Below are 23031 nucleotides of genomic sequence, written 5' to 3' on the forward strand. Positions count from 1 at the left end.
CACTGCCCGGCGGCTCGCATGAGGCCCTCGCTGCCACGATGCCCGCGGCTCAGCCCGCCGTCGCGAAACCCGTTATCGCCGTGCTCGGCGACAGTCTCTCGGCTGAATACGGCCTGCAGCGCGACACGGGTTGGGTCGCGCTGCTGCGCCAGCGGCTTGCCAGCGAGCGAATCGATTATAGCGTCGCGAATGCGAGCATCAGCGGCGACACGACGAGCGGCGGGCTCGCCCGCCTGCCGCTCGTGATGCGGCGGATGAAACCCTCGATCGTGGTTGTCGAGCTTGGCGCGAACGACGCGCTGCGCGGTGTCCCGCTCGCGACGACACAAGGCAATCTGCGCGCGATCATCGAGCAGATCCGCAAGGGCAACGCGCAGCCCGTGCTGGTGGGCATGTACGTGCCGCCCAATTACGGCCCCGACTATACCCGCGCGTTCCACGGACTCTACATTCAGCTTTCGAACGAGTTGCACGTGCCGCTGGTGCCGTTCCTGCTGGCCGGCCTCGCCGACAAGCCCAATCTCTTTCAGTCCGATCAGATGCACCCGAACGAGCAGGCACAGCCCTTGCTGCTCGAAAACGTGTGGCCGACGCTCAAGCCGCTACTCGGCGGCGGCGCGAAGCGCTGACAGCACCTAACACATCTGTAGGGCACACAAAGGCCTTGTCGTGTAGTGTGCGTGTTGCCGTTACCCTCGCCGCGTGCCGGGCCACGACTTTGCAACGGACGAGCGGCTTTCGTCTGTTTCTCGACTGACTCCGACTGAAGGGAGAAAACGTGAAATTTTTACCTTTGATTGCCATTACGGCCACCCTTGCAGCCTGCGCCAATCAGCCGATACCGAGCGGCACGCAATCGGTGGGCACCAGCCAGCAACCGCCCGCCGCCGTTGCGCAATGCATCGCCAAGAAGTGGGCCGACAAATCGCAGCAGCAGGTCGTCCAGCAGAGCGTCCTCGCGAACGGCCAGGCTGTCGACGTGTACGTGCCCGGCCAGCAACCGCCCAATGGTGCGGCCGCAACGGTGCGCCCGGCATGGAACGCCAACGCGAAAACCTGGGTGGGAATGCGTGGCGCCGGAGGCGATGCGTCGAGCGATATCAGCGGCTGCCTCTAAATGCCGGTGCATGCACGCGCAACGCATCAGTCGCGTTGCGAGCGCCCAAAGCAAAAGCCCCGCATTCGCGGGGCTTTTTTTGCATTTGCGCGTCCTGGCTTGAAGCCGGCCGCAGGACTTACTGCCCGTCGCCCTCGCCAGACTGGCTGGCTGCGTTCAGGGAGCCGTACAGCTTGACCTTGGAGCGATCGCGCAGCGCATCGAGATAAGCCTGCGTCTGCGACTGGCCGCTCACGCCCGCGAGTTGCTGCTGCGCGGCTGCGAGACGCGGGCCGTCGGCGGCCGGGCCATTGGTCACGCTGTTCACGCGATAAATCGCGTAGCCATTGTCGCCCAGATCGACGCCCAAATAAGCGGGCAGTTTCTTCGGGTCGGCCTTGAACACGGCCGAAAGCGCGTTAGGCGGCAGGCCCTGCGCATCGTTGCGCGTAACCTTGAGCGCCGACGAGAAGCCATCGGTCGCCTTCGACTTCTGCAGATCCGCAAGCTTCGCCTCGCCATCCTTGCGCGCCTGCTCGCCCGCCTGCTGCGCGACCACCCTCCCGCGCACGGCGTCCTTGACCGCTGCGAACGCGGGCACGGCGGCCGGCTGGTAGTTCGTCACGCGCGCGGAGATCAGCGTGTTGCTGCCGACATCGATCGCTTGCGTGTTGTTGTGCTGGCTCACCGAATCGGTCGCGAACACCGCGTCGAGGAACTTCGGGTTGTTCAGCGGGTTGTCCTGCGGCAGTGCGGGGTTCGGCTTCGGCGTGACCGTGGCCGTCTGAAGCGTGAGCTTGTACTTGTCGGCGGCCGGCTGAAGGCTCTTCGACTGCTCGTAGACGGTCGACGTGAAACCCTCGGTCGCGTCGGCAAGCAGCTTTGCGGCCTGCTGCGCCTTCACGTCGTTGGTGATCTGGCCTTTCACTTCGTCGAACGACCTCGTCACCGACGGCTTGATATCAGTCACCTTGACGATGTGATAGCCGAAATCCGACTGAATCACACCACTGATTTCGTCCTTCTTGAGCTTGAAGACCGCGTCGTCGAACGCCTGGCCGCCCGCGATCATGCCCGGACCGAAGTAGCCGAGATCGCCGCCCTTCGAGGCCGAACCCGGGTCCTGCGAATCTTTCTGGGCGATCTGTGCGAACTGGTCGGGATGCGCCTTGATTTCAGCCAGAATCTGCTCGGCCTTCTGCTTGGCGGCCGTGCGATCGGCGGCGCTCGCGTCCTTCGCAACCGTGATCAGAATATGGCTCGCCCGCACTTCTTCCTGCGTCTTGAAGTGCGCGATGTTTTCGTCGTAGTACTTCTTGAGATCGGCGTCGCTGGGATTGACCGAAGCCGCAACGGTTGCGGCCGACAGCACCAGATACTGGATCTGCGCCGTGGCCGGCGTGGCGAAATCGTTCTTGTGCGCGTCGTAGTACGCCTGCAGCTGTGCGTCGGTCGGATTGATCTTCGGCGCGAAGTCGCTCGCCCGGAATGCGAGGCCCTGCACTTCGCGCTGCTGCTCGGAGAGTTCGGTGAGCTGCTGCGCCAGCGCCTTCGGCGTGAACGCGCTGTTCACGAGCGCCGCAGGCAACTGCTGCATGGCGAGGCTATAGCGCACGCGCTCGTCGTACTGCTCCGGCGTCATGCCCTGCATCGCGAGCAACTGCTTGTACTTGTCGAGGTCGATCGAACCATCGGGGTTCTTCAACGACGAGATCACGGGATCCGACAGCAAGGTGCGGCGCACTGCGTTATCCGAGGCCGTCAGATGCAGGCGCTGGACCTCGTCCACGAGCACGCGCTGCTGAATGAGGCCGTCGAGGATGTCCTTGCGGCGCTGCGGCGTATCGAACGTGCTCGCGTCGAACCGTGCGCCCATTATCTGCCGCGCCTGGTCCATCTGCTGACGCGCGGCGCCGTCGAATTCGGCGCGAGTGATCTTGTGACCGTTGACGCTCGCAACGTTCGCGCTTTCGTCAAAAAAGCCGCGGAAGCCTTGAATGCCGACGAAGCCGAGACCTGGCAGAATCACCAGCATCAGCATCAGCATCATCAGTCGTTTGTGATTGCGGAAAAAGTCGAGCATGCGTGACCAAGCGTTGGAGGGCGCCTAAAAACGGAACGCCCGATATTACAACAGCGGCCAACAAAAAAGGCGAACCGGAGTTCGCCTTCTTGCTGTTAGATCTGGCGGAGCGGACGGGACTCGAACCCGCGACCCCCGGCGTGACAGGCCGGTATTCTAACCGACTGAACTACCGCTCCGTGCTGGTGTACTGCCGCGCTGCACTTTTACTGCGCTGCCGCTGCACCGCATCTCGCGTGCCGCAAGATGCGTCATGCGAATCTGAAGCTGTGGTGGGTGCTGAGAGGCTCGAACTCCCGACCTACGCCTTGTAAGGGCGCCGCTCTACCAACTGAGCTAAGCACCCAGCTTCATGACCCTCGCGCATCGCATATTTTTGCTGCGCTTTTTACTGCGCCGCCCATCAAGCAGCGAGCCCATAAGTTTAACGCATCTTCACCCATTTTACCAAGCCCCAATTCAGGAACTGGTGCGGTTTTGATCTTGATCTCCCAACGTCAACGAATCTAACGGAGGCCGGGGCGCATCAAACAAAAACCCGCGGACGTGAACTGACCCCGGAAAGCTGGACGGTATTTGGCTAGGGTCGAACGGGCTGAGTTCTGTACATCACAGGACTCAGCCCTTTTAGCTTTTGCTTGATGCGGCTGTGATTGTAGTAGTGAATGTAGTGTTTGATGCCGGCTTGAAGCGCTTCAATGCTCTCGAAGCGAGTCGGGTAAAAGAACTCTGACTTGAGGGTACCGAAGAAGCTTTCCATGGCGGCGTTATCGTGGCAGTTGCCCTTGCGCGACATGCTCTGCGTCAAGGCGCGCTCTGAGAGCAGCGCCTGGTAAGCACCCATCTGATAGTGCCAGCCCTGATCGGAGTGGACCACCGGCCGATCGCCAGGCCCAAGCCGCTTCATTGCCTTTTTGATCATGCCTGCGACCATCGCGAATACCGGACGTGTGGCCGTTTCGTAAGCAATGATCTCGCCGTTATACAGATCCAGAACCGGCGACAGATAGAGCTTCTGCTCGCCCACCCGGAACTCGGTGATATCGGTGACCCACTTCTGGTTCGGCGCGTCTGCATCGAACTGTCTTTGCAGCACATTCGGCGCAATGCGTCCCACCGTCCCGCGGAAGGCCCGGTATTTCTTCGGGCGCACCAGGGACTTCAGTTTCATGAGCTGCATCAGGCGCTGGACAGTCTTGTGATTGACAACGGTGCCCAGACGGCGGATCGCGCTGGTGACGCGCCGATAGCCATAACGTCCCTTGTGCTGCTCGAATACCGAACGGATCCGCGCTTTGAGTTGCGCGTGTTTGTCCGCCATCTGCAATGCCTTGCACTGGTAATAGAAAGTACTGCGCGCCAGGCCTGCCACCTTCAGCAGGCCGTCGACTGGAAACTGATGCCTTAACCCGGCCACTATTTGCGTTTTTTGCGCTGCGCTTTGGGGCTTTCCGAGCGGATCAAGGCATCGAGTTTTTTTAGGTACGCGTTCTCCATCCGCAAATAGTTGAGCTCTTCGAGGAGTTCTTCTTTCGTGCGGGCCTCATCGGGGCTCGTTGGGTTGGGCGGGGAAGATGCCTTCGGTTGCTTCACGGGTCGTCCTCGGGGGCGAGGCTGCAGGGCCTGGATACCGCCCGAATCATACTGGCGTTTCCAGACACCGATAATGGCCGGATTCCGGATATCGAAGACCGCGGCCGTTTCCCGGCACGACAGGGTCTTTGTCTGCATGAACTGCAGCACCTTCAGCTTGAACCGGGCGTCGTAATGCGTGTACTTCTTGCTGAACGCCGCTTCGCCGTGCGCCTGCCAGGCGGCCACCCATTTGCGCACCGTGCCGTGGTCCACACCATGCCGGCGTGCCACTTCCCTGCTGCTGCGGCCTTTGCCTGACAGAAAGTCTTTGACAACAGACCGCTTGAACTGCTCCGTGTACTTCGCCATGAAAAACACCCCAAAGGTCGGATCGGTGTCCAACTTTTGGGGTGCAGTTCAACGTGGGCCGCGGGTTTTTTGGGGGTATCGAGCGTTCCTGCGAGCCGCACCATCAGCGCGGCTCACATGAAGCTCAATGCTTGACCACTTCGGTCGCGCCAGCTTCCTTCGTTTCGGCAGCAACGGGCGCCTTGGCGTCGTCGGCCTTCACCTCTTCTTCCGGCAGGGGCTGCGGCACACGTTCGAGCGCGAGTTCGAGCACCTTGTCGATCCAGCGGACCGGCACGATCTCGATCGAGTTCTTCACGTTGTCCGGAATCTCGGTGAGGTCCTTGACGTTCTCTTCTGGAATCAGGACGAGCTTGATACCGCCGCGATGCGCCGCGAGCAGCTTTTCCTTCAAGCCACCGATCGGCAGCACTTCGCCGCGCAACGTGATTTCACCCGTCATCGCGACATCGGCACGCACCGGAATCCCCGTGAGCACGGACACGAGCGCCGTGGTCATCGCACCGCCCGCGGACGGGCCGTCCTTCGGCGTCGCGCCTTCCGGCACGTGGATGTGGATGTCCTGCTTCTCGAACGCCTCGTCCTTGATACCGAGACGACGCGAACGCGAACGCACCACCGAGCGTGCTGCTTCGACCGATTCCTTCATGACGTCGCCGAGCGAACCCGTGCGGATCACATTGCCCTTGCCGGGCATGACCGCGGCTTCGATCGTGAGCAGATCGCCGCCCACTTCCGTCCACGCGAGGCCCGTGACCTGGCCGATCTGGTTTTCCTTCGCAGCCAGACCGAAGTCGTACTTGCGCACGCCAAGGAAGGTATCGAGGTTGGCGCTGTCCACCGTGACGGCCTTATCGGCCTTCTTCAGCAGCAGCATCTTCACGACCTTGCGGCAGATCTTCGAGATTTCACGCTCGAGCGAACGCACGCCGGCTTCACGCGTGTAATAGCGAATGATGTCGCGGATCGCGCCTTCGGTCACCTCGATCTCGCCTTGCTTCAGGCCGTTATTCTTCTTCTGCTTGGGCAGGAGATAGCGCTGCGCAATGCTGACCTTCTCGTCTTCCGTGTAGCCCGAGAGGCGGATAACTTCCATCCGGTCGAGCAGCGGCGGCGGAATGTTCAGCGAGTTCGACGTGGCGACGAACATCACATCGGAGAGATCGAAATCGACTTCGATGTAGTGATCGGCGAACGTGTGGTTCTGCTCCGGATCGAGCACTTCGAGCAGCGCCGACGACGGGTCGCCACGGAAATCCATGCCCATCTTGTCGACTTCGTCGAGCAGGAAGAGCGGATTGCGCACGCCGACCTTGGCCAGGCTCTGCAGGATCTTGCCCGGCATCGAACCGATGTACGTACGACGGTGGCCGCGAATCTCGGCTTCGTCACGCACGCCGCCCAACGCCATGCGCACGAACTTGCGGTTCGTTGCGCGCGCAATCGACTGGCCAAGCGAGGTCTTGCCCACGCCCGGAGGCCCGACGAGGCAGAGGATAGGCGCCTTGACCTTGTCCACGCGCTGTTGCACCGCGAGATACTCGAGAATGCGCTCCTTCACCTTCTCGAGACCGAAGTGGTCTTCGTCGAGCACGGCTTCGGCGTTCGAGAGGTCGTTGTTGACCTTGCTCTTCTTGCGCCACGGCAGGCCGATCAGCGTGTCGATGTAGTTGCGCACGACGGTGGCTTCGGCCGACATCGGCGACATCAGCTTGAGCTTCTTGAGTTCGGCGTCGGCCTTCTTCTTGGCTTCCTTGGGCATGCGCGCAGCCGTGATGCGCTTCTCGAGTTCTTCGAGATCGGCACCCTCTTCGCCCTCGCCCAGTTCCTTCTGGATGGCCTTGACCTGCTCGTTCAGGTAGTACTCGCGCTGGCTCTTTTCCATCTGGCGCTTCACGCGGCCGCGAATGCGCTTCTCCACCTGGAGAATGTCGATCTCGGCTTCGAGTTGGGCGAGCAGATGCTCCAGACGCTCCACCACCGGGAACATCTCGAGAATGTGCTGCTTCTGGTCGAGCTTGAGCGGCAGATGCGCGGCGATGGTGTCGGCAAGACGACCAGCCTCATCGATACCCGACAGCGAGGTCAGGATCTCCGGCGGGATCTTCTTGTTCAACTTCACGTACTGGTCGAACTGCGAAACGATCGCACGGCGCAGCGCTTCGGTTTCGGCGCTATCGGCGTGATCGGGTTCGAGCGGCATGACCTCGCACGAGAACTGCGTTTCCTGCTCTTCGATGGAAAGCGTTTTCGCGCGCTGCAAGCCTTCCACGAGCACCTTCACGGTGCCGTCGGGCAGCTTGAGCATTTGCAGGATGTTGGCGATACACCCCACTTCGTACATGTCTTTTTCGGTGGGTTCATCCTTGGCGGCAGTCTTTTGCGCGACGAGCATGATGTGCTTGCCGCCTTCCATTGCCGCTTCGAGGGCCTTGATCGATTTGGGCCGGCCCACGAAAAGGGGAATCACCATATGCGGGAAGACTACGACGTCTCGCAGCGGCAGCAGCGGGAGCGTGGTGCGTTCCGGCGGGAGGAGTTGGGTTCCTGACATTTCATTTCCCCATGAGTGGAATCAATTGTTCGGTAAGTGAGGCCACAAGAGTCGATTGCAAGCCTCGCGCAAGTGGGAAAAGTTCAGTGACTCCAAAAAAGTGCGCCATCGACCACAAGATAAACGAAAAAGCCGTTCATCCCATTGCATGAACGGCTTTTTCCCGGAACTCTTTAGCCGATCATCACCATCAGTTCGAGCCAGCAACCTTTGGCGCGTCTTCGTAGATCAGCAGCGGTTTACCGTCGCCGTCGATCACGTTGTCGTCGATGATGACCTTGCTCACACCCTTCATGGCCGGCAGCTCGTACATCACATCGAGCAATGCCTGCTCCAGGATCGAGCGCAGCCCCCGGGCGCCCGTCTTGCGGCGGATCGCCTTGCGGGCGACGGCCTGCAAGGCAGCCGGGCGAATCTCGAGTTCCACGCGCTCCATGTTGAAGAGCTTGTGATACTGCTTGACGAGCGCATTCTTCGGCTCGACCAGAATCTTCATGAGCGCGGCTTCGTCGAGCTTGCCAAGCGTCGCGACCACCGGCAGACGGCCGATCAGCTCCGGAATCAGGCCGAACTTGATCAGGTCTTCCGGTTCCGTTTCGCGCAACACTTCGCCCGTGTCGCGTTCCTGCTTGCTCTTCACGCTCGCGCCGAAACCGATGCCGGTCTTCTCGGTACGATCCGTGATGACTTTTTCCAGACCATCAAACGCGCCGCCACAAATGAACAGAATATTGGTCGTGTCGACCTGGATGAAATCCTGGTTCGGATGCTTGCGACCGCCCTGCGGCGGCACTGACGCCATCGTGCCCTCAACGAGCTTGAGCAGCGCCTGCTGCACGCCTTCGCCCGACACGTCGCGCGTGATCGACGGGTTGTCAGACTTGCGGCTGATCTTGTCGATTTCGTCGATATAGACGATGCCGCGCTGGGCCTTGTCGACCTCGTAATTGCAGTTCTGCAGCAGCTTCTGAATGATGTTCTCGACGTCTTCGCCCACGTAGCCGGCTTCGGTCAGCGTGGTGGCGTCCGCAATCACGAACGGCACGTTCAGAAGGCGCGCGAGCGTCTGCGCGAGCAGCGTCTTGCCCGAGCCCGTGGGCCCGATCAGCAGGATATTGCTCTTGGAGAGCTCGACGTCGTCCTTCTTGTCGAGATGCTTCAGACGCTTGTAGTGGTTGTACACCGCCACCGCGAGGATCTTCTTCGCGCGCTCCTGACCAATCACGTACTGGTCGAGAATGTCGCGGATCTCTTGCGGGCTCGGCAGGTCCGAGCGCGACAGCGCAGCGTCGATGCCGGCACCGGCAGCCTCGTCGCGAATGATCTCGTTGCACAAGTCGATGCATTCATCGCAGATGAATACCGACGGACCAGCAATCAGTTTCTTTACTTCATGCTGGCTTTTGCCGCAAAACGAGCAATACAACAGCTTTTCGCTGTTAGAACCTTTCTTGTCCGCCATGAATAAATGAGCCTCCGGACACTCTGTTACATGATACGCCGTTTCCCCCGGACGCCGCCGGGGGGCGCGTGAACCGCTTGCTGTGACGGCGTTGGGCCGCAGGCCGCGAAGCGCGTTTGCCGATTATTTCACATGGTCCGCGCGCCCGTGGCTATCCCGTTTTTCACGGGGATCGCGCACGAAGCGAGCGGGCCCTCGGTTGGCATCCTCAGTTGGCACCCTCAGTTGGCACCATTAACTGGCACCAAAAATGCCAGCAAAAACGCGCACCGGATCAGGGACGCTTGTGCAGCACCTGGTCGACGAGGCCGTACGCCTGCGCGTCATCGCCCGACATGAAGTTATCGCGGTCGGTGTCGCGCGCGATGCGCTCGACCGGCTGCCCCGTGTGCGTGGCAAGCAGCTGGTTCAGGCGCTCCTTCAGGTACAGGATTTCGCGCGCCTGGATTTCGATGTCCGACGCCTGGCCGCGTGCGCCGCCGAGCGGCTGGTGAATCATCACGCGCGAGTTCGGCAGCGCAAAGCGCTTGCCCTTCGCGCCCGACGCAAGCAGGAACGCACCCATGCTGGCCGCGAGGCCCATGCAAAGGGTCGAAACATCAGGCTTGATGAACTGCATCGTGTCGTAGATCGCCATGCCAGCAGAAACCGAGCCACCCGGACTGTTGATGTACAGGCTGATGTCCTTGTCAGGGTTTTCGCTTTCGAGAAACAGCAACTGCGCGACAACGAGATTCGCGGTCTGGTCGTTCACTTCGCCGACCAGGAACACCACACGCTCCTTGAGCAGGCGCGAGTAGATATCATAAGAGCGCTCGCCGCGGCCGCTCGTCTCGACGACGATCGGCACGAGCCCGAGCGCCTGCGGATCGAAATCCCGCGAGGCGTGGGAGGTCAACGTGTCCAGCGATTGAGCGCGAATGGTCATGCGGTGCATCCTTGTCTGGAAGAGTTGTTCTGGTAACCCTGATAATGCTCAATGGCGACGGACCCTGCAAAAATCAACCACAACTCGAGTGGGGCCAAATTCTGCGGATACAAAAACGGCGTGCTGGCCGTCGGTCGCTCCGACAGCCGGCACGCCGTAGCGGGCAGATTTAAGCCTGCGCCGTTGCGCTTGCCAGTTCTTCGAAGCTCACCAGCTTGTCCGTCACCTTGGCCTTGCCGAGCACGAAGTCCACGACGTTCGATTCGACGACGTAGGCTTCCATTTCGGCGAGGCGCTGCTGGTTCGAATAATACCAGCGCACGACTTCCTTCGGGTCTTCGTAGCTTTTCGCGAATTCGTCGACTTCAGCGCGGATCTGCTCCGGCTTCGCTTCGAGGTTGTTCGCCTTCACGAGCTCGGCCAGCACGAGGCCGAGCTTCACGCGGCGCTCGGCTTGTTCCTTGAACATTTCGGCCGGGATCGGGGCGTCCTTCGCGTTGGGCACGCCGCGCTGCGCGAGGTCGGCGCGCGCCATTTCGACGAGGCGCTGCTGGTCTTGTTCGATGAGCGCATTCGGCACGTCGAGTTCGGCGATCTTCAGGAGCGCGTCCATGACCTGGTTCTTGACGATGGCCTGGGTTCGGCGCTTCGCTTCGCGCTCGAGATTGTCCTTGATCTCGGCGCGCATCTTCACGAGGTCGCCGTCGGCGATGCCGAGCGACTTCGCGAATTCAGCGTCGATCTCCGGCAGGTGCGGCCACTCGATCTGCTGCATCGTGATCGTGAACTTCGCGGTCTTGCCGGCGACTTCCTTGCCGTGGTAGTCCTCGGGGAATGCGAGGTCGAATTCGCGCGACTCGCCCTTCTTCAGGCCGATCGCCGCCTTTTCGAATTCCGGCAGCATGCGGCCTTCGCCCAGCACGAATGCGAAGCCTTCGGCGCTGCCGCCAGGGAATGCGACGTCGTCGATCTTGCCGACGAAGTCGACCGTCACGCGGTCGCCTTCCTTCGCTGCGGTGTCGGCGCCGCCGTCACCGTGCTCGCCTGCTTCGCCACGTGCGTGGTAGTGCACGCGCTGCTTGCGCAGAATGTCCAGCGTGCGGTCGATTTCCGCTTCGGTGATGCTGGTGGTCGTGCGCTCGATTTCGGCGCTCGCGACGTCGCCCAGCGTCACTTCCGGATAGACCTCGAAAGTCGCATCGAACGCGTAATCGCCCTCAGCAGCTTCGGCCTTCGGCGCGAAGCTCGGCTGACCTGCAACGCGCAGGTTCTCGGCGCGGCTGATGTCGAAGAACTCCTTACCGACCTTGTCGCTCAGGACTTCGGCTTCGACCTGGCCCGAGTACTGCTGCGTGACCATCTTGAGCGGCACCTTGCCCGGGCGGAAACCCGGCATGCGCACGTTCTTCGCGAGTTGGCGGATGCGCGAGTCGACTTCTTTCTGCACGGCGTCCTTCGGCAGGGAAATCGTCACGCGGCGTTCGAGCTTGCCGAGGTTTTCTACAACGTTAGCCATGGCTTCAATCGTCCTAAAATTGTTCGAGCGTTTCAGTAATCTTTGCTGCCGCAGTCCGATGGGTCACCCGCATCGCTTGCGTCTCGCCTGTGCCTCGTCGGCGCCGCCGGCTTGCGCCCGACCGGGATACGGGGCGGCGCCCTTTGCGGGATCCGCGAGACCCATCCCGCTATCAATCGGCCAAATTAAGCCGGATCGAGCAGTTTGCGGTGCGGTTCCGTCAAAAGAGCCCGGTATTTTAGCAAACTATTGCCGCACTCAAATGGAATTGCCGTTCCTGCAGGAAGATGGCGCTGACCGGGACGCAAAAACGGCCGCAAAACAGCCACACGATGGCCATGAAGCGGCCATGAAGCGTCCATGAAACGGCCGGATTTCGCGCGTGGGTACGTGGCTGCGATGCGTGCTATCTCGCCTGAGGTATCCAGCAGGCACCCGACCACTGGTAAGCTAGCGCTCGCGCCGGACGCCCCGCCGGCAACAGCCTCTGCCAACACAACTCTTCCAGTCGAGACACCATGCCCAACCAGTCGTTTGCTGACGCACCCGTCGTCGTCATTGCTCCCGATTCTTTCAAAGGCTCGCTCAGCGCGGATGGGGTCGCCGCCGCGATCGCCGATGGCATTCGCCGCGCCCGCGCCGACGCCGATATCCGCATCTGCCCGATGGCGGACGGCGGCGAAGGCACGCTCGACGCGATGCTCAGCGTAGGCGGCGAGCGCCGCGTGATCAATGTGGAAGGCGCGGCCGGCGCACGGCGCGACGCTGCCGTCGGCCTGCTGCACGACGGCAGCGCCGTCGTCGAAACCGCCGAGATCGTCGGCATCACCGACCCGGTGGGCATGGGCGTGCCGGTCGACGCACGCAGCACGCGCGGCATGGGGGAAGCCATTCGCGCACTGCTCGACGAAGGCGTGCGCCGCTTCTATGTCGCGCTCGGCGGCAGCAGCACGAACGATGGCGGCGCGGGCCTTCTGGTCGGCCTCGGCCTGCAATTGTTCGACGCCAACGGCAATGCGCTCGCACCCACGCCGCAGGCGCTGGCGCAGCTCGCGCGGGTGGACGTCTCCGGGCTCGACGCACGGCTTGGCGAAGCCAGCTTCGTTGCGATGTCGGACGTCGACAATCCGCTCAATGGCGATCACGGCGCAACCGCGGTGTTCGGCCCGCAAAAAGGCGTGAAGCCCGAACAGGTCGCAACGATCGACGCCGCCCTCGTGCGTTTCGCCGATCTGCTCGAAGCGGCGCTCGGCCGCAGCGCGCGCAGCGAAGCCGGCGCGGGCGCCGCAGGCGGTCTCGGCTTTGCGCTGCGCATGCTCGGCGCGAGCTTCGAGCCCGGCGCCGAAGTCGTGGCGCGCACGATCGGCCTCGACGCGGCGCTCGCGGGCGCGCATTGGCTCATCACCGGCGAAGGCCGTTCCGACGTGCAGACGCTGCACGGCAAGGCCCCCTTCATTGCATGCCGCCATGCGCAGGCCGCCGGCGTGCCGGCCACGCTGCTGTCGGGCGCGGTCGATCCCGCTGCCCTGCCTCGTCTCGCCGAACACTTCAGCGGCTGCTTCTCGCCTGCGCCGGGCCCGATCACGCTCGACACGGCCATCCGCGAAGCCGCCACGCTGCTCGCGAACGAAGCGGAGCAACTCACGCGCCTCAGGTACGGTTCGCGCGACGCCTGACGCACCACCATAACGCGCCGCAAGCCCGAAGTTTCGTCTGACTTTAGTACGCGTTTTCACCGGGTTTCGCAGTAAGGGATTAATAGATTCGTAGGCCCATTCCGGACGGGCCTACGAGGGTTCTTGCGCGTTGACCCGGGCGCTGGTTGAGGCAACAATCATGATACGCGCGGCGTGATCGCGCGGACCTCACGCGACCAGACCAGGACGACCATGAAGGCAAGCAAAGCCGGACTCGAACAATTTCTGACCTATCGGCTCCATGTCCTCAACAAGCTGTCCGAACGCGGTGCGAGCGAGCGCTACCAGGCGAAGCTCGGCATCACGCTGCCGGAGGCACGTCTCATTGCCGCCGTGGGCGCGTTCGGCCCGTTTTCCGTGATGGAACTCGCGCGTCACGCGAATCTCGACAAGAGCCAGGCCAGCCGCGCCGCAGAGGCATTGATGCGCCGCGGCCTCATGCAACGCGACGCCAGCGAGGAAGATGGGCGCCTCGTACTCGTTTCGCTCACAACCGACGGGCGCGCGCTCTATCGCAAGGTCATGCCCGTTGCGCGCAAGTGGAACGTGGACCTGTTCGCCTGTCTCGACGAGAAGGAACGCGAGTTGCTCAACCGCGCGCTGGAGAAAGTCATTGCGGCAGCCCAGGAAGAATCGTGATGCAGCACGCGCGATAAACGGAATAGATGGCCCATGCGCATGATCGAGTGCGTGGGCGTCGAACAAAAAGGCCACGTACCCGGAGGTACGTGGCCTTTGCTTTTGGTGCGTGAGGCCGGACTCGAACCGGCACACCCTTGCGGGCGTCAGGACCTAAACCTGGTGCGTCTACCAATTTCGCCACTCACGCGAATTCCTTGCATGGCGGGACCGCTGCGAGCTCACGTGAGTGTGGGACGTGGGATCTATCGCGTGCGATACAAACCTGCACTGCGCCTCCGACAGCTGGATAAGCCACCCGCAAAGCGCAAGCGCGAGATTCTAACCGATTGCCTTGCGCTTGTCTGCACCCTGGCTGCGCATCCGGCCGCCTCCGATCGGCCCGCCGCAAACAAGTACCGGTGCTAGAATCGCCGCTCCGCAGCGACTTGCTCCGCGCGCCCCGTTGGGACGCCGGCGAATCCGCCCTTCCTCGCCCCCGAACGCCGTGAATTTCGACGAATACTGCCTGCAAAAAGCGGCCCCGCCCGGATCGAGCACCTACTACGCGCTGCGCCAGGCCAGCGCCGCCCGTCAACCGCTGCTCACCGCCCTGTTCGCGCTGCGCCGCGAGCTCGAGGAAACCGCCAAGGAAACGAGCGACCCCACGGTGGGCCGCACCAAGCTTGCATGGTGGCAAAAGGAACTGGCGGCGCTCGCTGCAGGCAACGCATCGCACCCCGTAACCCAGGCGCTCGCGCACCATCTGGACGATACGGTCGCGATCGATTCGCTGCTTCAGCAGTTGCTCGCCGGCTTCGAAATGGACTTCGAGCAGGCACGCTATCTCGACCTGCCGAATCTACGCCGTTATATCGATGGTGTGGGCGGCACCTTCGCGACCCTCGTGGCCCAAGTTGGCGCGCGCACGGATGAAGCCCGCGCCGGCGCCGCGCGCTGGGCCGCGCCGCTCGGCAATGCGCTGATGCTGGCGCAATTCGTGCCCGAGATCGGCAACGATGCACGCCATGGCCGCATCTACGTGCCAATCGACGAATTGCAGCGCTACAACGTCACCGCGGCCGATCTGATCAATCGCCGCTATAGCGGTGAATTCACGGAACTCATGCAGTTCCAGACCGCCCGCGCGCGCGAAGCCGTGAACGCAGCGCTAGATGCGATTCCCGTTGCGGAGCGCCGCCATCAGCGCACCTTGCGCGCGCTCGCGGCGCTCGAGCTTGCCTTGCTCGACGAAGTGGAGCGCGAAGGCTTTCAGGTGCTGCACCAGCAGATCGTGATCACGCCGATTCGCAAGCTCTGGATCGCCTGGCGCGCCGCCCGCCGCGCCTGATTGCCCAATGCGCCGACCGGCGCCGATGCCGATGCCGGCGCTGGAACGCTTGCGCTATGCCCGCAGCAGCGGCAGCGTGTCGAAGCGTTGCTGCAGCACCGCCTGCGCGTCGAGCCCCCACCAGTTCGCCAGTACCGTCGCGTAAATCTGCCTGAAGTCGACGGCGACCGGCAAATTGCCGTTGCCGTCGAGGCGCGCAAGCTTCGGCGCCTCGCCATGAAGCCCGCCGGCCACCCGCCCGCCCGCGACAAAATGCGCTGAGGCCGTACCGTGATCCGTGCCACGGCTCTGGTTCTCGCGCACGCGTCGCCCGAACTCGGCATAGGTGACGATCAACGTGCGGTCCCAGCGCCCCATCTCGGCCAGCGCCGAACGCATCGCCACCATCCCCGCCGCGAACTGGCGCAACAGATCCGCATGCCGCTGCGGCTGGTTCTGATGCGTATCGAAACCGTTGAGCGTGAGCCGGATCACGGCCACACCCCGTCCCGGCACCGGCGCGGGCCCTTCTTGCGCGCCGGTCATGGTTGCGCCCGAGGCCAGTGCCTGCATCGCAGTTTTCACCGAAGTGCCGAAGGCGCCCCCCGGAAACGCAGTCTTCAGCACATACTGGCCGGGACGCGGCCGCAACTGGTCGGCGGCACGGACGATTTCGTTCTCGACATCGAGGATATGGGCGAGCGCAGGATTGCGCTCCTTGAGCGCGACCGGCGTGACGAGCCGCGAGGCGCGCGCGAACTGCGCGGGATTGACGAGCGCAACAGCGTGCGCGCCATTCGCGAGCGGCCCCATCTCGGCGCTGCCGAGCACGAGGCCATCGGCCGCAAAGCCCGTCGGCACGGGCGCACTCGCGAACGCGCGGGTAAGCCAGCCTTCGCGCAGGTATTGGTCGGCATTGGACGCCGTGTCCCAGATCTCGATCGAGCGGAAATGCGAGAGATTCGGCTGCGCATAGCTCACGCCCTGCACTATGGCGAGTTCGTGTTCGCGCCACATCGGCATGAGCGGCGCAAGCGCGGGATGCAGCGCCGTGCGTTCGTCGAGCTGGATCGCATCGTCGCGACGCACGCCGATGTTCGCGCGATAGCGGTAATAGAGCGGATCCGCGAATGGCACGACGGTGTTCAACCCGTCGTTGCCACCTTTGAGCTCGACGAGAATCAGTAGATTGTCGTAGCCGCTCGCGCGACGCTGCGCGGCCATGTTGCCTTGCGCATGCGCCGCCGCGGGCAGCCACGATGCAGCGCCCGCGGCCGTCATCGCGGCTGCGGCGGCCAGAAAGTCTCGCCGCTTCATGCCGGGCCTCGCGGGTCCAGGCGACGCCGTGCCGCGCCGCGGTTGTCGTGGTAATCGATGCTGCTACCGATGCTTCTATCGTGATTGCTGGCGTTCATTTCAATCGCTCGACGCTGGCGTCATTGGATCACTTCTACCGGGTCACTTCAACTGAAAGACCGGGTCCATCAAAAGTGCTTCGAGATACGCGCCCGCACTGCTGCCCGCCGCAATCGCGTCGACGGGCGCGAGCGGCAGCACGGCGTGCTGCATCTGCAACTGGGCGGACAAACCGGGTACGGCGTCGGCCGTCAGGCCGAAGTGCCCGAGCCAGCCGTCCAGATCGAAGCGCATGCCACCATGCATCGCGCCGCCCATGCGCGGACGCGCGGTCTCGGTGGCGCGAAAAAGCTGCTCGACGAACTGCTTGCGCGCCAGCAGCGTCGCGCTGTTGATCCACATGGCGCCGCCGGGCCAGCCCTTCACGTTCGGCGGATAGAACAGATTCTCGCCGAGCGCCGCCGAAGTGCGCGCGAACATCGTCGTATTCGCGTAGCTCACCCCGAAGCGGCGCACGGTGCCCGCGATGAATTCGACCGGCGAGCTCACCAGCACGCCGCGATTGCGCTCGTCCCAGAACTCGGGCGAGACGAGCAGCGCGCCGAGCGCCGCCTTGATGTCGTAGCCACTCGCGCGAAAGCGTGCTGCCACCATGCCGAGCCGAGCCGGGTCCGGCGTATCCGAAACGAATTCGCGCCATAGCCTGGCCGAGATGAAGCTCGCGGTGCGCGGCTCGCCCAGCAGGATATCGAGCACGGCGTCGCCGTCGAAGGGGCCGCTCCTGCCCAGCACGGTCTTCACGCCTTCGTCGTGCTGCGCCGGGCGCCAGACGTAGCGCCGCGTGTCGGGATCGACGCCCCAGCCCGTGTATGCACGCGCTGCCTCAGTCACGTCCTGCTGCGAATACTGCCCTTCGCCCAGCGTGAAAAGCTCCATGACCTCGCGCGCGAAGTTCTCGTTCGGCTTGCCTTTGCGGTTGCTGGCGCCGTCGAGATACAGCAGCATCGCCGGATCCTTCGCGACCTCGTGCAGCAGCGTCGCGAAGCTGCCCAGAGCGTTGCGCCTCAGCAGCGCATTTTGCTGCGCCATCAGCGTTGGCTCGCCAACCTTGTCCTGGCCCGACGTGAAATGGTTGTGCCAGAGGAGCGTCATGCGCTCGGTGAGCGGCGATGGCGTGACCAGAATTTCACGCATCCACCAGGCGCGCAGTTCTTCGTAGTGCAGGCGATGCTGACGCTGCACGTCGCGACGCGCCTCGGGGGTGAGGGTTTCGCGCTGCGCGCGGTTCAACGGGGGATCGGCGGTCCATGCAGGCAGCGGCGTCACTGCATCGGTGCGCGCCGTCGCCAGAACGCGCTCGACGGCCGCTACGCGCGTGAGCCCGACATAAGGCGCGATCTCGGCGGGCGCCGGCGCGAAGCCCGTGCGGATGAGCAGATGAGTGGCGTCGTCGGCGTCGAGGAGCGCGCTGTCCGGGGCTGTGGACACAGGCGGTGCGCTTGCCGCGCCATGACGATGCCCACGGCGCGCCGGTGGAACCGATGCAGGTCGTTGCGTGACTGACATGGGACTGAAACACGCAGGTTCGGCCCGCGCGCCCCCAGGAGACGAAGGTAACGAACTAACGATGCACGCGACGCATCTGTTGACGGCGCGTTGCTACAGGATTTTTCAGCGATGGAGAGAGGCGTCTTTAGCGACTCATAGGCGGGCCGCTCGATCAGCGCTTGTAAAGTTCGCGCACGGCGTCTTCGATGTGCTGGCGCAGGAGGCGGCGCTCGTCGGGCGTCATATGACCGTCACGCCGGCGCTGGTCGAGATCGGAGGGAACCGCCGCGCGCTGCGTGATGTCAGATGCAGGGCCAGCGGGCGTATCGGTACGCATCTTGCGCGCAGGCTGCTTCGCGCCAGTGCGGCGAGTGTGGGCGGCGGACGCCTGGGAACCCTCCGGGAACGTCTGGGCATGGACGGGCGCCGTGTTCAATGCAGCCACGACGCCACTGGCCAACGCCAGTGCAATCATGTTATGGCGCATTGTCGGCCTGACCCCTCCCATCGTTTTGTTCCCTTCTTGACGCGGCAAACGGCTACCTCGAATTCATGGACGGACCCGGCTCGATACGGGCACTGGTTCGAAATTCGAATGAAGTATCTAACGAATGGCCGTTTTACGCAAAGAAGTCTATCTGTCAGTGCTTGAGCCCGTGCCACAGCATGGGTAAATTTTGTAACTGACTGTAACCTTATAATTGTTGCAAACTCGCACATCTTCTCAATCGCGCTAAGATGCCAGGCATGGAAACCAAGAACCCGTCCAAAATTCTCGTTGTCGACGACGACCCGCGGCTGCGGGACCTGCTGCGCCGCTACCTCGGCGAGCAGGGTTTCAACGTCTATGTGGCAGAAAACGCACCCGCGATGAACAAGCTGTGGGTGCGCGAACGTTTCGATCTGCTGGTGCTCGATCTCATGCTGCCGGGCGAAGACGGCCTGTCCATTTGCCGGCGCCTGCGCGGCAGCAACGATCGCACGCCCATCATCATGCTTACCGCCAAGGGCGAAGATGTGGATCGCATCGTCGGCCTCGAAATGGGCGCTGACGATTACCTTCCGAAGCCCTTCAACCCGCGCGAGCTGGTTGCGCGCATTCATGCGGTGCTGCGTCGCCAGGCGCCGTCCGAGTTGCCGGGCGCGCCTTCGGAAACCACGGAGGTGTTCGAGTTCGGCGAATTCGCGCTGAACCTCGCCACCCGCACGCTCACCAAGGCTGGCCAGGAAATCCCGCTCACCACGGGCGAATTCTCGGTGCTCAAGGTGTTCGCGCGCCATCCGCGCCAGCCGCTCTCACGCGAAAAACTCATGGAGCTCGCGCGCGGCCGGGAATACGAAGTGTTCGACCGCAGCCTCGACGTGCAGATCTCGCGTCTGCGCAAGCTGATCGAGCCCGACCCGGGCAGCCCGCGCTTCATCCAGACGGTCTGGGGCCTCGGCTACGTGTTCATTCCCGACGGTGCGGCCTGATACTCGACGGGGTCTCGTTGTCTGCACTGCCTTTGTTGAAACGGGAAGGGCCCATGCGGATTGACCGGCGTTTGCTGACGCTCGCGTTTGGCGATCTGTTCTGGCGCACCTTCCTGCTGATCGCCCTTCTCATCGCGGTCAGTCTCGCCGCGTGGTTCCAGAGCTTTCGCGTGATCGAGCGCGAGCCGCGCGCGCAGCGCGTGGCGCTGCAACTCGTCGCCGTCGTCAAGCTCACGCGCACTGCGCTCCTCTACTCCGATCCCGACTTGCGCCGCGCGCTGCTCCAGGACCTGGAAAGCAACGAGGGCGTACGCGTCTACCCGCGCGAGGCCACCGACAAATACAAGCTTCAGCCTGACGAATCGCTCAATCGCCTGATCGAGCACGACATCCGCGGGCGTCTTGGCGACGACACCGTGATTGCGCAGTCGGTGAACGGCATTCCCGGCGTGTGGATCAGCTTCAAGATCGACGACGACGATTACTGGGTCGCGCTCGATCGCGACCAGCTCGACAACGTCACGGGCCTCCAGTGGGTCGGCTGGGGCGTATCCGCCCTCGCGCTCTCGCTGTTCGGCGCGGCATTCATCACGAGTCTCGTGAACCGGCCGTTCGCGCGGCTCGCCATGTCCGCGCGCATGGTGGGCTCGGGCCAGTCGCCCGCGAAGCTGCCCGAAAGCGGCATGGGCGTGGCCGCCGAGACCAATCGCTCGTTCAACCAGATGGTGCGTGACCTCGAGCAGTTGGAGGCCGACCGGGCGCTCATGCTCGCCGGCATCTCGCACGATCTGCGCACGCCGCTCGCGCGGCTGCGGCTGGAAACGGAAATGAGTCCGTCCGACCAGGCGACCAAGGACGCGATGATCGACGACATCGAGCAGATGGACATGATCATCGGCCGTTTCCTCGACTATGCGCGGCCCGTGCAGCGCATGCCCGAGCGCGTCGACCTGTCGGTCATCGCGAGCGAAATGGCCGCGCGCATGGCCACCGAGGACGGCGTGCGCCTGATCACGCGTCTTGCGCCCACGGCCGTGATCGAAGCCGACGACACCGACATGCGCCGCGTGGTGGGCAATCTGATCGAAAATGCGCGCAAGTACGGCTTGAGCGAGTCCGACGGCATTCCTCACATCATGCTGGAAACCCGCGTCTCGCATTCGCGCGTGGAGCTTTCGGTGGTCGACGAAGGCCCCGGCATTCCCGAAGACCAGCTTCCGCTCGTCACACGGCCGTTCTATCGCGTCGACAGCGCCCGCACCCAGGCCAACGGCACGGGCCTCGGCATGGCCATCGTGCAGCGCCTCGTGGGCCGCTATCGCGGCGCGCTGCGCCTGCGCAATCGCGCGCCGGGGCCGGGTCTCGAAGTCACCATCGAGTTTCCGCTCGCCAAGGGCGCCTGAGTTTCAGCCTTTGCCCCGGTCCCGGCGCACGCCGGTGGCACGCGCGCTCCGCCCCTGCCACAATTAGCCCAAACATCGGGCCATGAGGCGCGCGCACGGGGCGCGCGTGCGCCCCGCGTTCAAGGAGCGACGCCATGAAAACCGTTGGCGACAAACTCGAAGCCTTCACGGTCACCGCCGCGAAACCCGGCTTCAACCAGCCCGAAGAAAACGGCGAGTCCGCGTTCATGGAGTTCACCGAGCGCAGCTTTCCCGACAAGTGGAAAGTGATCTACTTCTATCCGAAAGATTTCACGACGGTCTGCCCGACCGAGATCACGGCATTCGCGCAATTGCACAAGGAATTCGAAGACCGCGAGACCGTGCTGTTGGGTGGCAGTTGCGACAACGAATACGTGAAGCTCGCGTGGCGGCGCGAGAACAAGGCGCTCGACCGGCTGAACCACTATGCGTTCGGCGACGTGAAAGGCGAGTTGATCGACCAGCTCGGCATTCGCGATAAGGAAGCGGGCGTGGCGCTGCGGGCGACCTTCATCGTCGATCCGGACAATGTCATTCAGCACGTCTCGGTGAACAACCTGAGCGTCGGGCGCAGCGCCGCCGAAATCCTGCGCGTGCTCGATGGGCTGCAAACCGGCGAACTCTGCCCGAGCGATCGCGAGGTGGGCGGCGCGACGTTTTGAGGCACGCATGCTGAAAGCCGCGTGCACAGGTTGCATGTGCAGGCCGCACATGCAGTCTGCGCACTGAGAGCGGCTCAACGCCGCCCCGCTCAGGTCCGCCCGGCGGCCGCGCGCGCAGGCAGGCGACTACGGATCGCCGTGGCGAGCGGCTCCTTCCATTCGAGCACGCGCTTTTCCAGCAACTGCCACGACAGATGCGCAAGCAACACCGAAAGCGCGAACTGCATGACGAGCGACAGCAGGTCCTGCGCCAGCGGCGGCACGTGCAAGCTTGCGTAGAACGCCGGCGCCTCGCCCAGACGCGACGGCACCAGATTGTGGAACAGATAGAACCCGTAGCTGATAGTGCCGAGATACGCGAGCGGCCTGGCTTCCAGCGCGGTCGCGAGCAGGCTGTCCTGGCGTCGCACGAGCCATAGAAATACTGCACCGAGCGAAAGCGCCAGGCCGATATCGAGCAAGCCTGGCAAGATGGCGCGTTGTGCCGCTTCACAGGTGTCGCAATCGGCGCGCGCCAGCGCGAATGTCACGAGACCCGCGCATGCGAGCACGAACCAGGCGCCGCTTCGCACCCTCCCCTGGATCGGCACGCGGGCGCCGCCGATGGCCAGCACGCCGCCGAGCGCGAGCAAGGCGAAATTCCACGGCGAGAACGCATAGACGAGCGGCTCGATCGCACCAGTCGCGTAGAGCACGAGATGCGCGAGCGCCGCGCCGCAGATCATGACGACGCAAATCGCCAGATGATATGAAGCGCGCGTGAACAGCAGCGCAAACGGCGCGATCAGATAGAACTGCTGCTCGACCGCGAGGCTCCAGAAATGCGAGACCGAGCCCGGCCATCCATCATGGACAATGCCGATCCAGAAATTGGAGAGGAATACGTAATGCCAGGCGAGCCCGAGATCCACATCGCGTTGATAGAAGAACGCATGTGCGATCGTCAGCGCGATGAGCAGCAAATAATAGACCGGGAAGATGCGCAACGTGCGCTTGACGAAAAATACATAAAGCACCGCATCGCGGCGCGCTGTGCGTTGCTCGACGCGCAGGCGGTTGCGATGCAGTTCGCCGATGATGAGATAACCGCTGATGAGGAAGAACAGCCACACGCCGATCTTGCCTGCGTCGATTGCGTCGACGTGCGCCTTGTGCGAGAGGAACACCAGCATCACAGCCAGTGCCCGGAGACCGTCGAGGCCTTTCACGCGTCTTTCGAGTCTCGTCATGAACCTTTCCGCTTCCGGTACGACTTAATCCGCCTTGAGTATGCGGCGAAAAAAAACGGAAATTAATCGACAAGAAAAGCCAGGGCGGTGATTGCAGATGCAATCACCGCC

18 protein-coding genes and 3 tRNA genes are annotated in these 23031 nt (G+C 63.1%); 8 read left to right on the forward strand and 13 right to left on the reverse strand.

What is annotated here, in order from left to right; translation table 11 throughout:
* The first annotated feature begins 38 nt into the window (after nucleotides 1–38).
* Together P5W98_RS07645 and P5W98_RS07650 are read left to right on the forward strand one after the other, a co-directional pair.
* Nucleotides 39–629 (forward strand): arylesterase, encoded by a 591-nt coding sequence (locus P5W98_RS07645; RefSeq protein WP_434718516.1) that lies wholly within the window; start codon nucleotides 39–41, stop codon nucleotides 627–629.
* Nucleotides 630–778: 149 nt separating this feature from the next.
* Nucleotides 779–1117, forward strand: coding sequence for a hypothetical protein (locus P5W98_RS07650; RefSeq protein WP_421024017.1), 339 nt, complete (start codon nucleotides 779–781; stop codon nucleotides 1115–1117).
* Nucleotides 1118–1235: 118 nt separating this feature from the next.
* Here the strand turns inward: P5W98_RS07650 and P5W98_RS07655 are convergent, their stop codons facing one another.
* The 8 genes from P5W98_RS07655 to tig all read right to left on the reverse strand — a co-directional run bounded on the left by P5W98_RS07655 (nucleotide 1236) and on the right by tig (nucleotide 11583).
* Entirely contained in the window at nucleotides 1236–3179 is a 1944-nt protein-coding gene (locus P5W98_RS07655; RefSeq protein WP_434718033.1) for a SurA N-terminal domain-containing protein, read from the reverse strand.
* A gap of 102 nt (nucleotides 3180–3281) precedes the next feature.
* Nucleotides 3282–3358 (reverse strand) — tRNA-Asp (locus tag P5W98_RS07660).
* A gap of 91 nt (nucleotides 3359–3449) precedes the next feature.
* Nucleotides 3450–3525, reverse strand: a tRNA-Val gene (locus P5W98_RS07665).
* 234 nt (nucleotides 3526–3759) lie between these two features.
* A protein-coding gene (locus tag P5W98_RS07670; RefSeq protein ID WP_421079295.1) for an IS3 family transposase occupies nucleotides 3760–5123 on the reverse strand; the annotation gives its coding sequence in 2 pieces (ribosomal slippage) (nucleotides 3760–4652 and nucleotides 4652–5123; 1365 coding nt in all).
* Between the two features lie 124 nt (nucleotides 5124–5247).
* Nucleotides 5248–7677, reverse strand: a complete 2430-nt coding sequence (gene lon, locus P5W98_RS07675; RefSeq protein WP_213295434.1) for an endopeptidase La — start codon at nucleotides 7675–7677, stop codon at nucleotides 5248–5250.
* A gap of 190 nt (nucleotides 7678–7867) precedes the next feature.
* Nucleotides 7868–9139 carry an ATP-dependent Clp protease ATP-binding subunit ClpX gene (gene clpX / locus P5W98_RS07680; protein ID WP_421024019.1) on the reverse strand — a complete coding sequence of 424 codons (1272 nt, stop codon included), beginning with the start codon at nucleotides 9137–9139 and terminating at the stop codon, nucleotides 7868–7870.
* 274 nt (nucleotides 9140–9413) lie between these two features.
* Nucleotides 9414–10067 carry an ATP-dependent Clp endopeptidase proteolytic subunit ClpP gene (clpP, locus tag P5W98_RS07685; RefSeq protein WP_035533252.1) on the reverse strand — a complete coding sequence of 218 codons (654 nt, stop codon included), beginning with the start codon at nucleotides 10065–10067 and terminating at the stop codon, nucleotides 9414–9416.
* Nucleotides 10068–10236: 169 nt separating this feature from the next.
* Nucleotides 10237–11583, reverse strand: coding sequence for a trigger factor (gene tig / locus P5W98_RS07690; protein WP_421024020.1), 1347 nt, complete (start codon nucleotides 11581–11583; stop codon nucleotides 10237–10239).
* Nucleotides 11584–12101: 518 nt separating this feature from the next.
* Here tig and P5W98_RS07695 point away from each other — a divergent pair.
* Both P5W98_RS07695 and P5W98_RS07700 read left to right on the forward strand, forming a co-directional pair.
* Nucleotides 12102–13259, forward strand: coding sequence for a glycerate kinase (locus P5W98_RS07695; protein WP_421024021.1), 1158 nt, complete (start codon nucleotides 12102–12104; stop codon nucleotides 13257–13259).
* A 213-nt stretch (nucleotides 13260–13472) separates the two neighbouring features.
* The gene (locus P5W98_RS07700) at nucleotides 13473–13919 is read left to right on the forward strand and encodes a MarR family winged helix-turn-helix transcriptional regulator (RefSeq protein WP_421024022.1); all 447 of its coding nucleotides are present in this window, start codon (nucleotides 13473–13475) and stop codon (nucleotides 13917–13919) included.
* Nucleotides 13920–14022: 103 nt separating this feature from the next.
* Here the strand turns inward: P5W98_RS07700 and P5W98_RS07705 are convergent.
* Nucleotides 14023–14109, reverse strand: a tRNA-Leu gene (locus P5W98_RS07705).
* Nucleotides 14110–14406: 297 nt separating this feature from the next.
* Here P5W98_RS07705 and P5W98_RS07710 point away from each other — a divergent pair.
* A complete protein-coding gene (locus tag P5W98_RS07710) occupies nucleotides 14407–15249 on the forward strand; it encodes a squalene/phytoene synthase family protein (RefSeq protein WP_434718034.1) in 843 nt (280 codons plus the stop codon).
* Between the two features lie 54 nt (nucleotides 15250–15303).
* Here the strand turns inward: P5W98_RS07710 and P5W98_RS07715 are convergent, their stop codons facing one another.
* From P5W98_RS07715 to P5W98_RS07725, 3 genes are all read right to left on the reverse strand, one after another.
* Complete coding sequence (locus tag P5W98_RS07715; RefSeq protein ID WP_421024024.1) at nucleotides 15304–16545, reverse strand: DUF1501 domain-containing protein; 1242 nt, start codon at nucleotides 16543–16545, stop codon at nucleotides 15304–15306.
* A 141-nt stretch (nucleotides 16546–16686) separates the two neighbouring features.
* On the reverse strand, nucleotides 16687–18150 hold the full coding sequence (locus tag P5W98_RS07720; protein ID WP_421079517.1) for a DUF1800 domain-containing protein: 1464 nt from the start codon (nucleotides 18148–18150) through the stop codon (nucleotides 16687–16689).
* A gap of 154 nt (nucleotides 18151–18304) precedes the next feature.
* Nucleotides 18305–18607, reverse strand: coding sequence for a hypothetical protein (locus P5W98_RS07725; protein ID WP_421024026.1), 303 nt, complete (start codon nucleotides 18605–18607; stop codon nucleotides 18305–18307).
* 263 nt (nucleotides 18608–18870) lie between these two features.
* Between P5W98_RS07725 and ompR the strand changes: the two genes are divergently transcribed.
* The 3 genes from ompR (at nucleotide 18871) to P5W98_RS07740 (ending at nucleotide 21691) form a co-directional block, all read left to right on the forward strand.
* Nucleotides 18871–19605, forward strand: a complete 735-nt coding sequence (gene ompR, locus P5W98_RS07730; protein WP_027814652.1) for an osmolarity response regulator transcription factor OmpR — start codon at nucleotides 18871–18873, stop codon at nucleotides 19603–19605.
* A gap of 53 nt (nucleotides 19606–19658) precedes the next feature.
* Nucleotides 19659–21008 (forward strand): ATP-binding protein, encoded by a 1350-nt coding sequence (locus P5W98_RS07735; RefSeq protein ID WP_421024027.1) that lies wholly within the window; start codon nucleotides 19659–19661, stop codon nucleotides 21006–21008.
* 134 nt (nucleotides 21009–21142) lie between these two features.
* Nucleotides 21143–21691, forward strand: a complete 549-nt coding sequence (locus P5W98_RS07740) for a peroxiredoxin (RefSeq protein WP_434660186.1) — start codon at nucleotides 21143–21145, stop codon at nucleotides 21689–21691.
* Nucleotides 21692–21780: 89 nt separating this feature from the next.
* On the opposite strand, the gene P5W98_RS07745 is transcribed toward P5W98_RS07740, so the two are convergent.
* Entirely contained in the window at nucleotides 21781–22920 is a 1140-nt protein-coding gene (locus P5W98_RS07745) for an acyltransferase family protein (protein WP_434660188.1), read from the reverse strand.
* Nucleotides 22921–23031 lie beyond the last annotated feature (111 nt).

It is taken from the genome of Paraburkholderia sp. A1BS-2L (genome assembly GCF_051125205.1).
Taxonomy (GTDB): domain Bacteria; phylum Pseudomonadota; class Gammaproteobacteria; order Burkholderiales; family Burkholderiaceae; genus Paraburkholderia.

Excerpts from the sequence above, each read along its gene's own strand:
- clpP (WP_035533252.1), bottom strand. The coding sequence starts at position 10,067 with ATGACCATTCGCGCTCAATCGCTGGACACGTTGACCTCCCACGCCTCG.
- lon (WP_213295434.1), bottom strand. The coding sequence starts at position 7,677 with ATGTCAGGAACCCAACTCCTCCCGCCGGAACGCACCACGCTCCCGCTG.
- P5W98_RS07655 (WP_434718033.1), bottom strand. The coding sequence starts at position 3,179 with ATGCTCGACTTTTTCCGCAATCACAAACGACTGATGATGCTGATGCTG.
- P5W98_RS07745 (WP_434660188.1), bottom strand. The coding sequence starts at position 22,920 with ATGACGAGACTCGAAAGACGCGTGAAAGGCCTCGACGGTCTCCGGGCA.
- tig (WP_421024020.1), bottom strand. The coding sequence starts at position 11,583 with ATGGCTAACGTTGTAGAAAACCTCGGCAAGCTCGAACGCCGCGTGACG.
- P5W98_RS07740 (WP_434660186.1), top strand. The coding sequence starts at position 21,143 with ATGAAAACCGTTGGCGACAAACTCGAAGCCTTCACGGTCACCGCCGCG.
- P5W98_RS07715 (WP_421024024.1), bottom strand. The coding sequence starts at position 16,545 with ATGAAGCGGCGAGACTTTCTGGCCGCCGCAGCCGCGATGACGGCCGCG.
- P5W98_RS07720 (WP_421079517.1), bottom strand. The coding sequence starts at position 18,150 with ATGTCAGTCACGCAACGACCTGCATCGGTTCCACCGGCGCGCCGTGGG.
- P5W98_RS07735 (WP_421024027.1), top strand. The coding sequence starts at position 19,659 with ATGCGGATTGACCGGCGTTTGCTGACGCTCGCGTTTGGCGATCTGTTC.
- ompR (WP_027814652.1), top strand. The coding sequence starts at position 18,871 with ATGCCAGGCATGGAAACCAAGAACCCGTCCAAAATTCTCGTTGTCGAC.
- P5W98_RS07700 (WP_421024022.1), top strand. The coding sequence starts at position 13,473 with ATGAAGGCAAGCAAAGCCGGACTCGAACAATTTCTGACCTATCGGCTC.
- P5W98_RS07725 (WP_421024026.1), bottom strand. The coding sequence starts at position 18,607 with ATGATTGCACTGGCGTTGGCCAGTGGCGTCGTGGCTGCATTGAACACG.
- clpX (WP_421024019.1), bottom strand. The coding sequence starts at position 9,139 with ATGGCGGACAAGAAAGGTTCTAACAGCGAAAAGCTGTTGTATTGCTCG.
- P5W98_RS07645 (WP_434718516.1), top strand. The coding sequence starts at position 39 with ATGCCCGCGGCTCAGCCCGCCGTCGCGAAACCCGTTATCGCCGTGCTC.
- P5W98_RS07695 (WP_421024021.1), top strand. The coding sequence starts at position 12,102 with ATGCCCAACCAGTCGTTTGCTGACGCACCCGTCGTCGTCATTGCTCCC.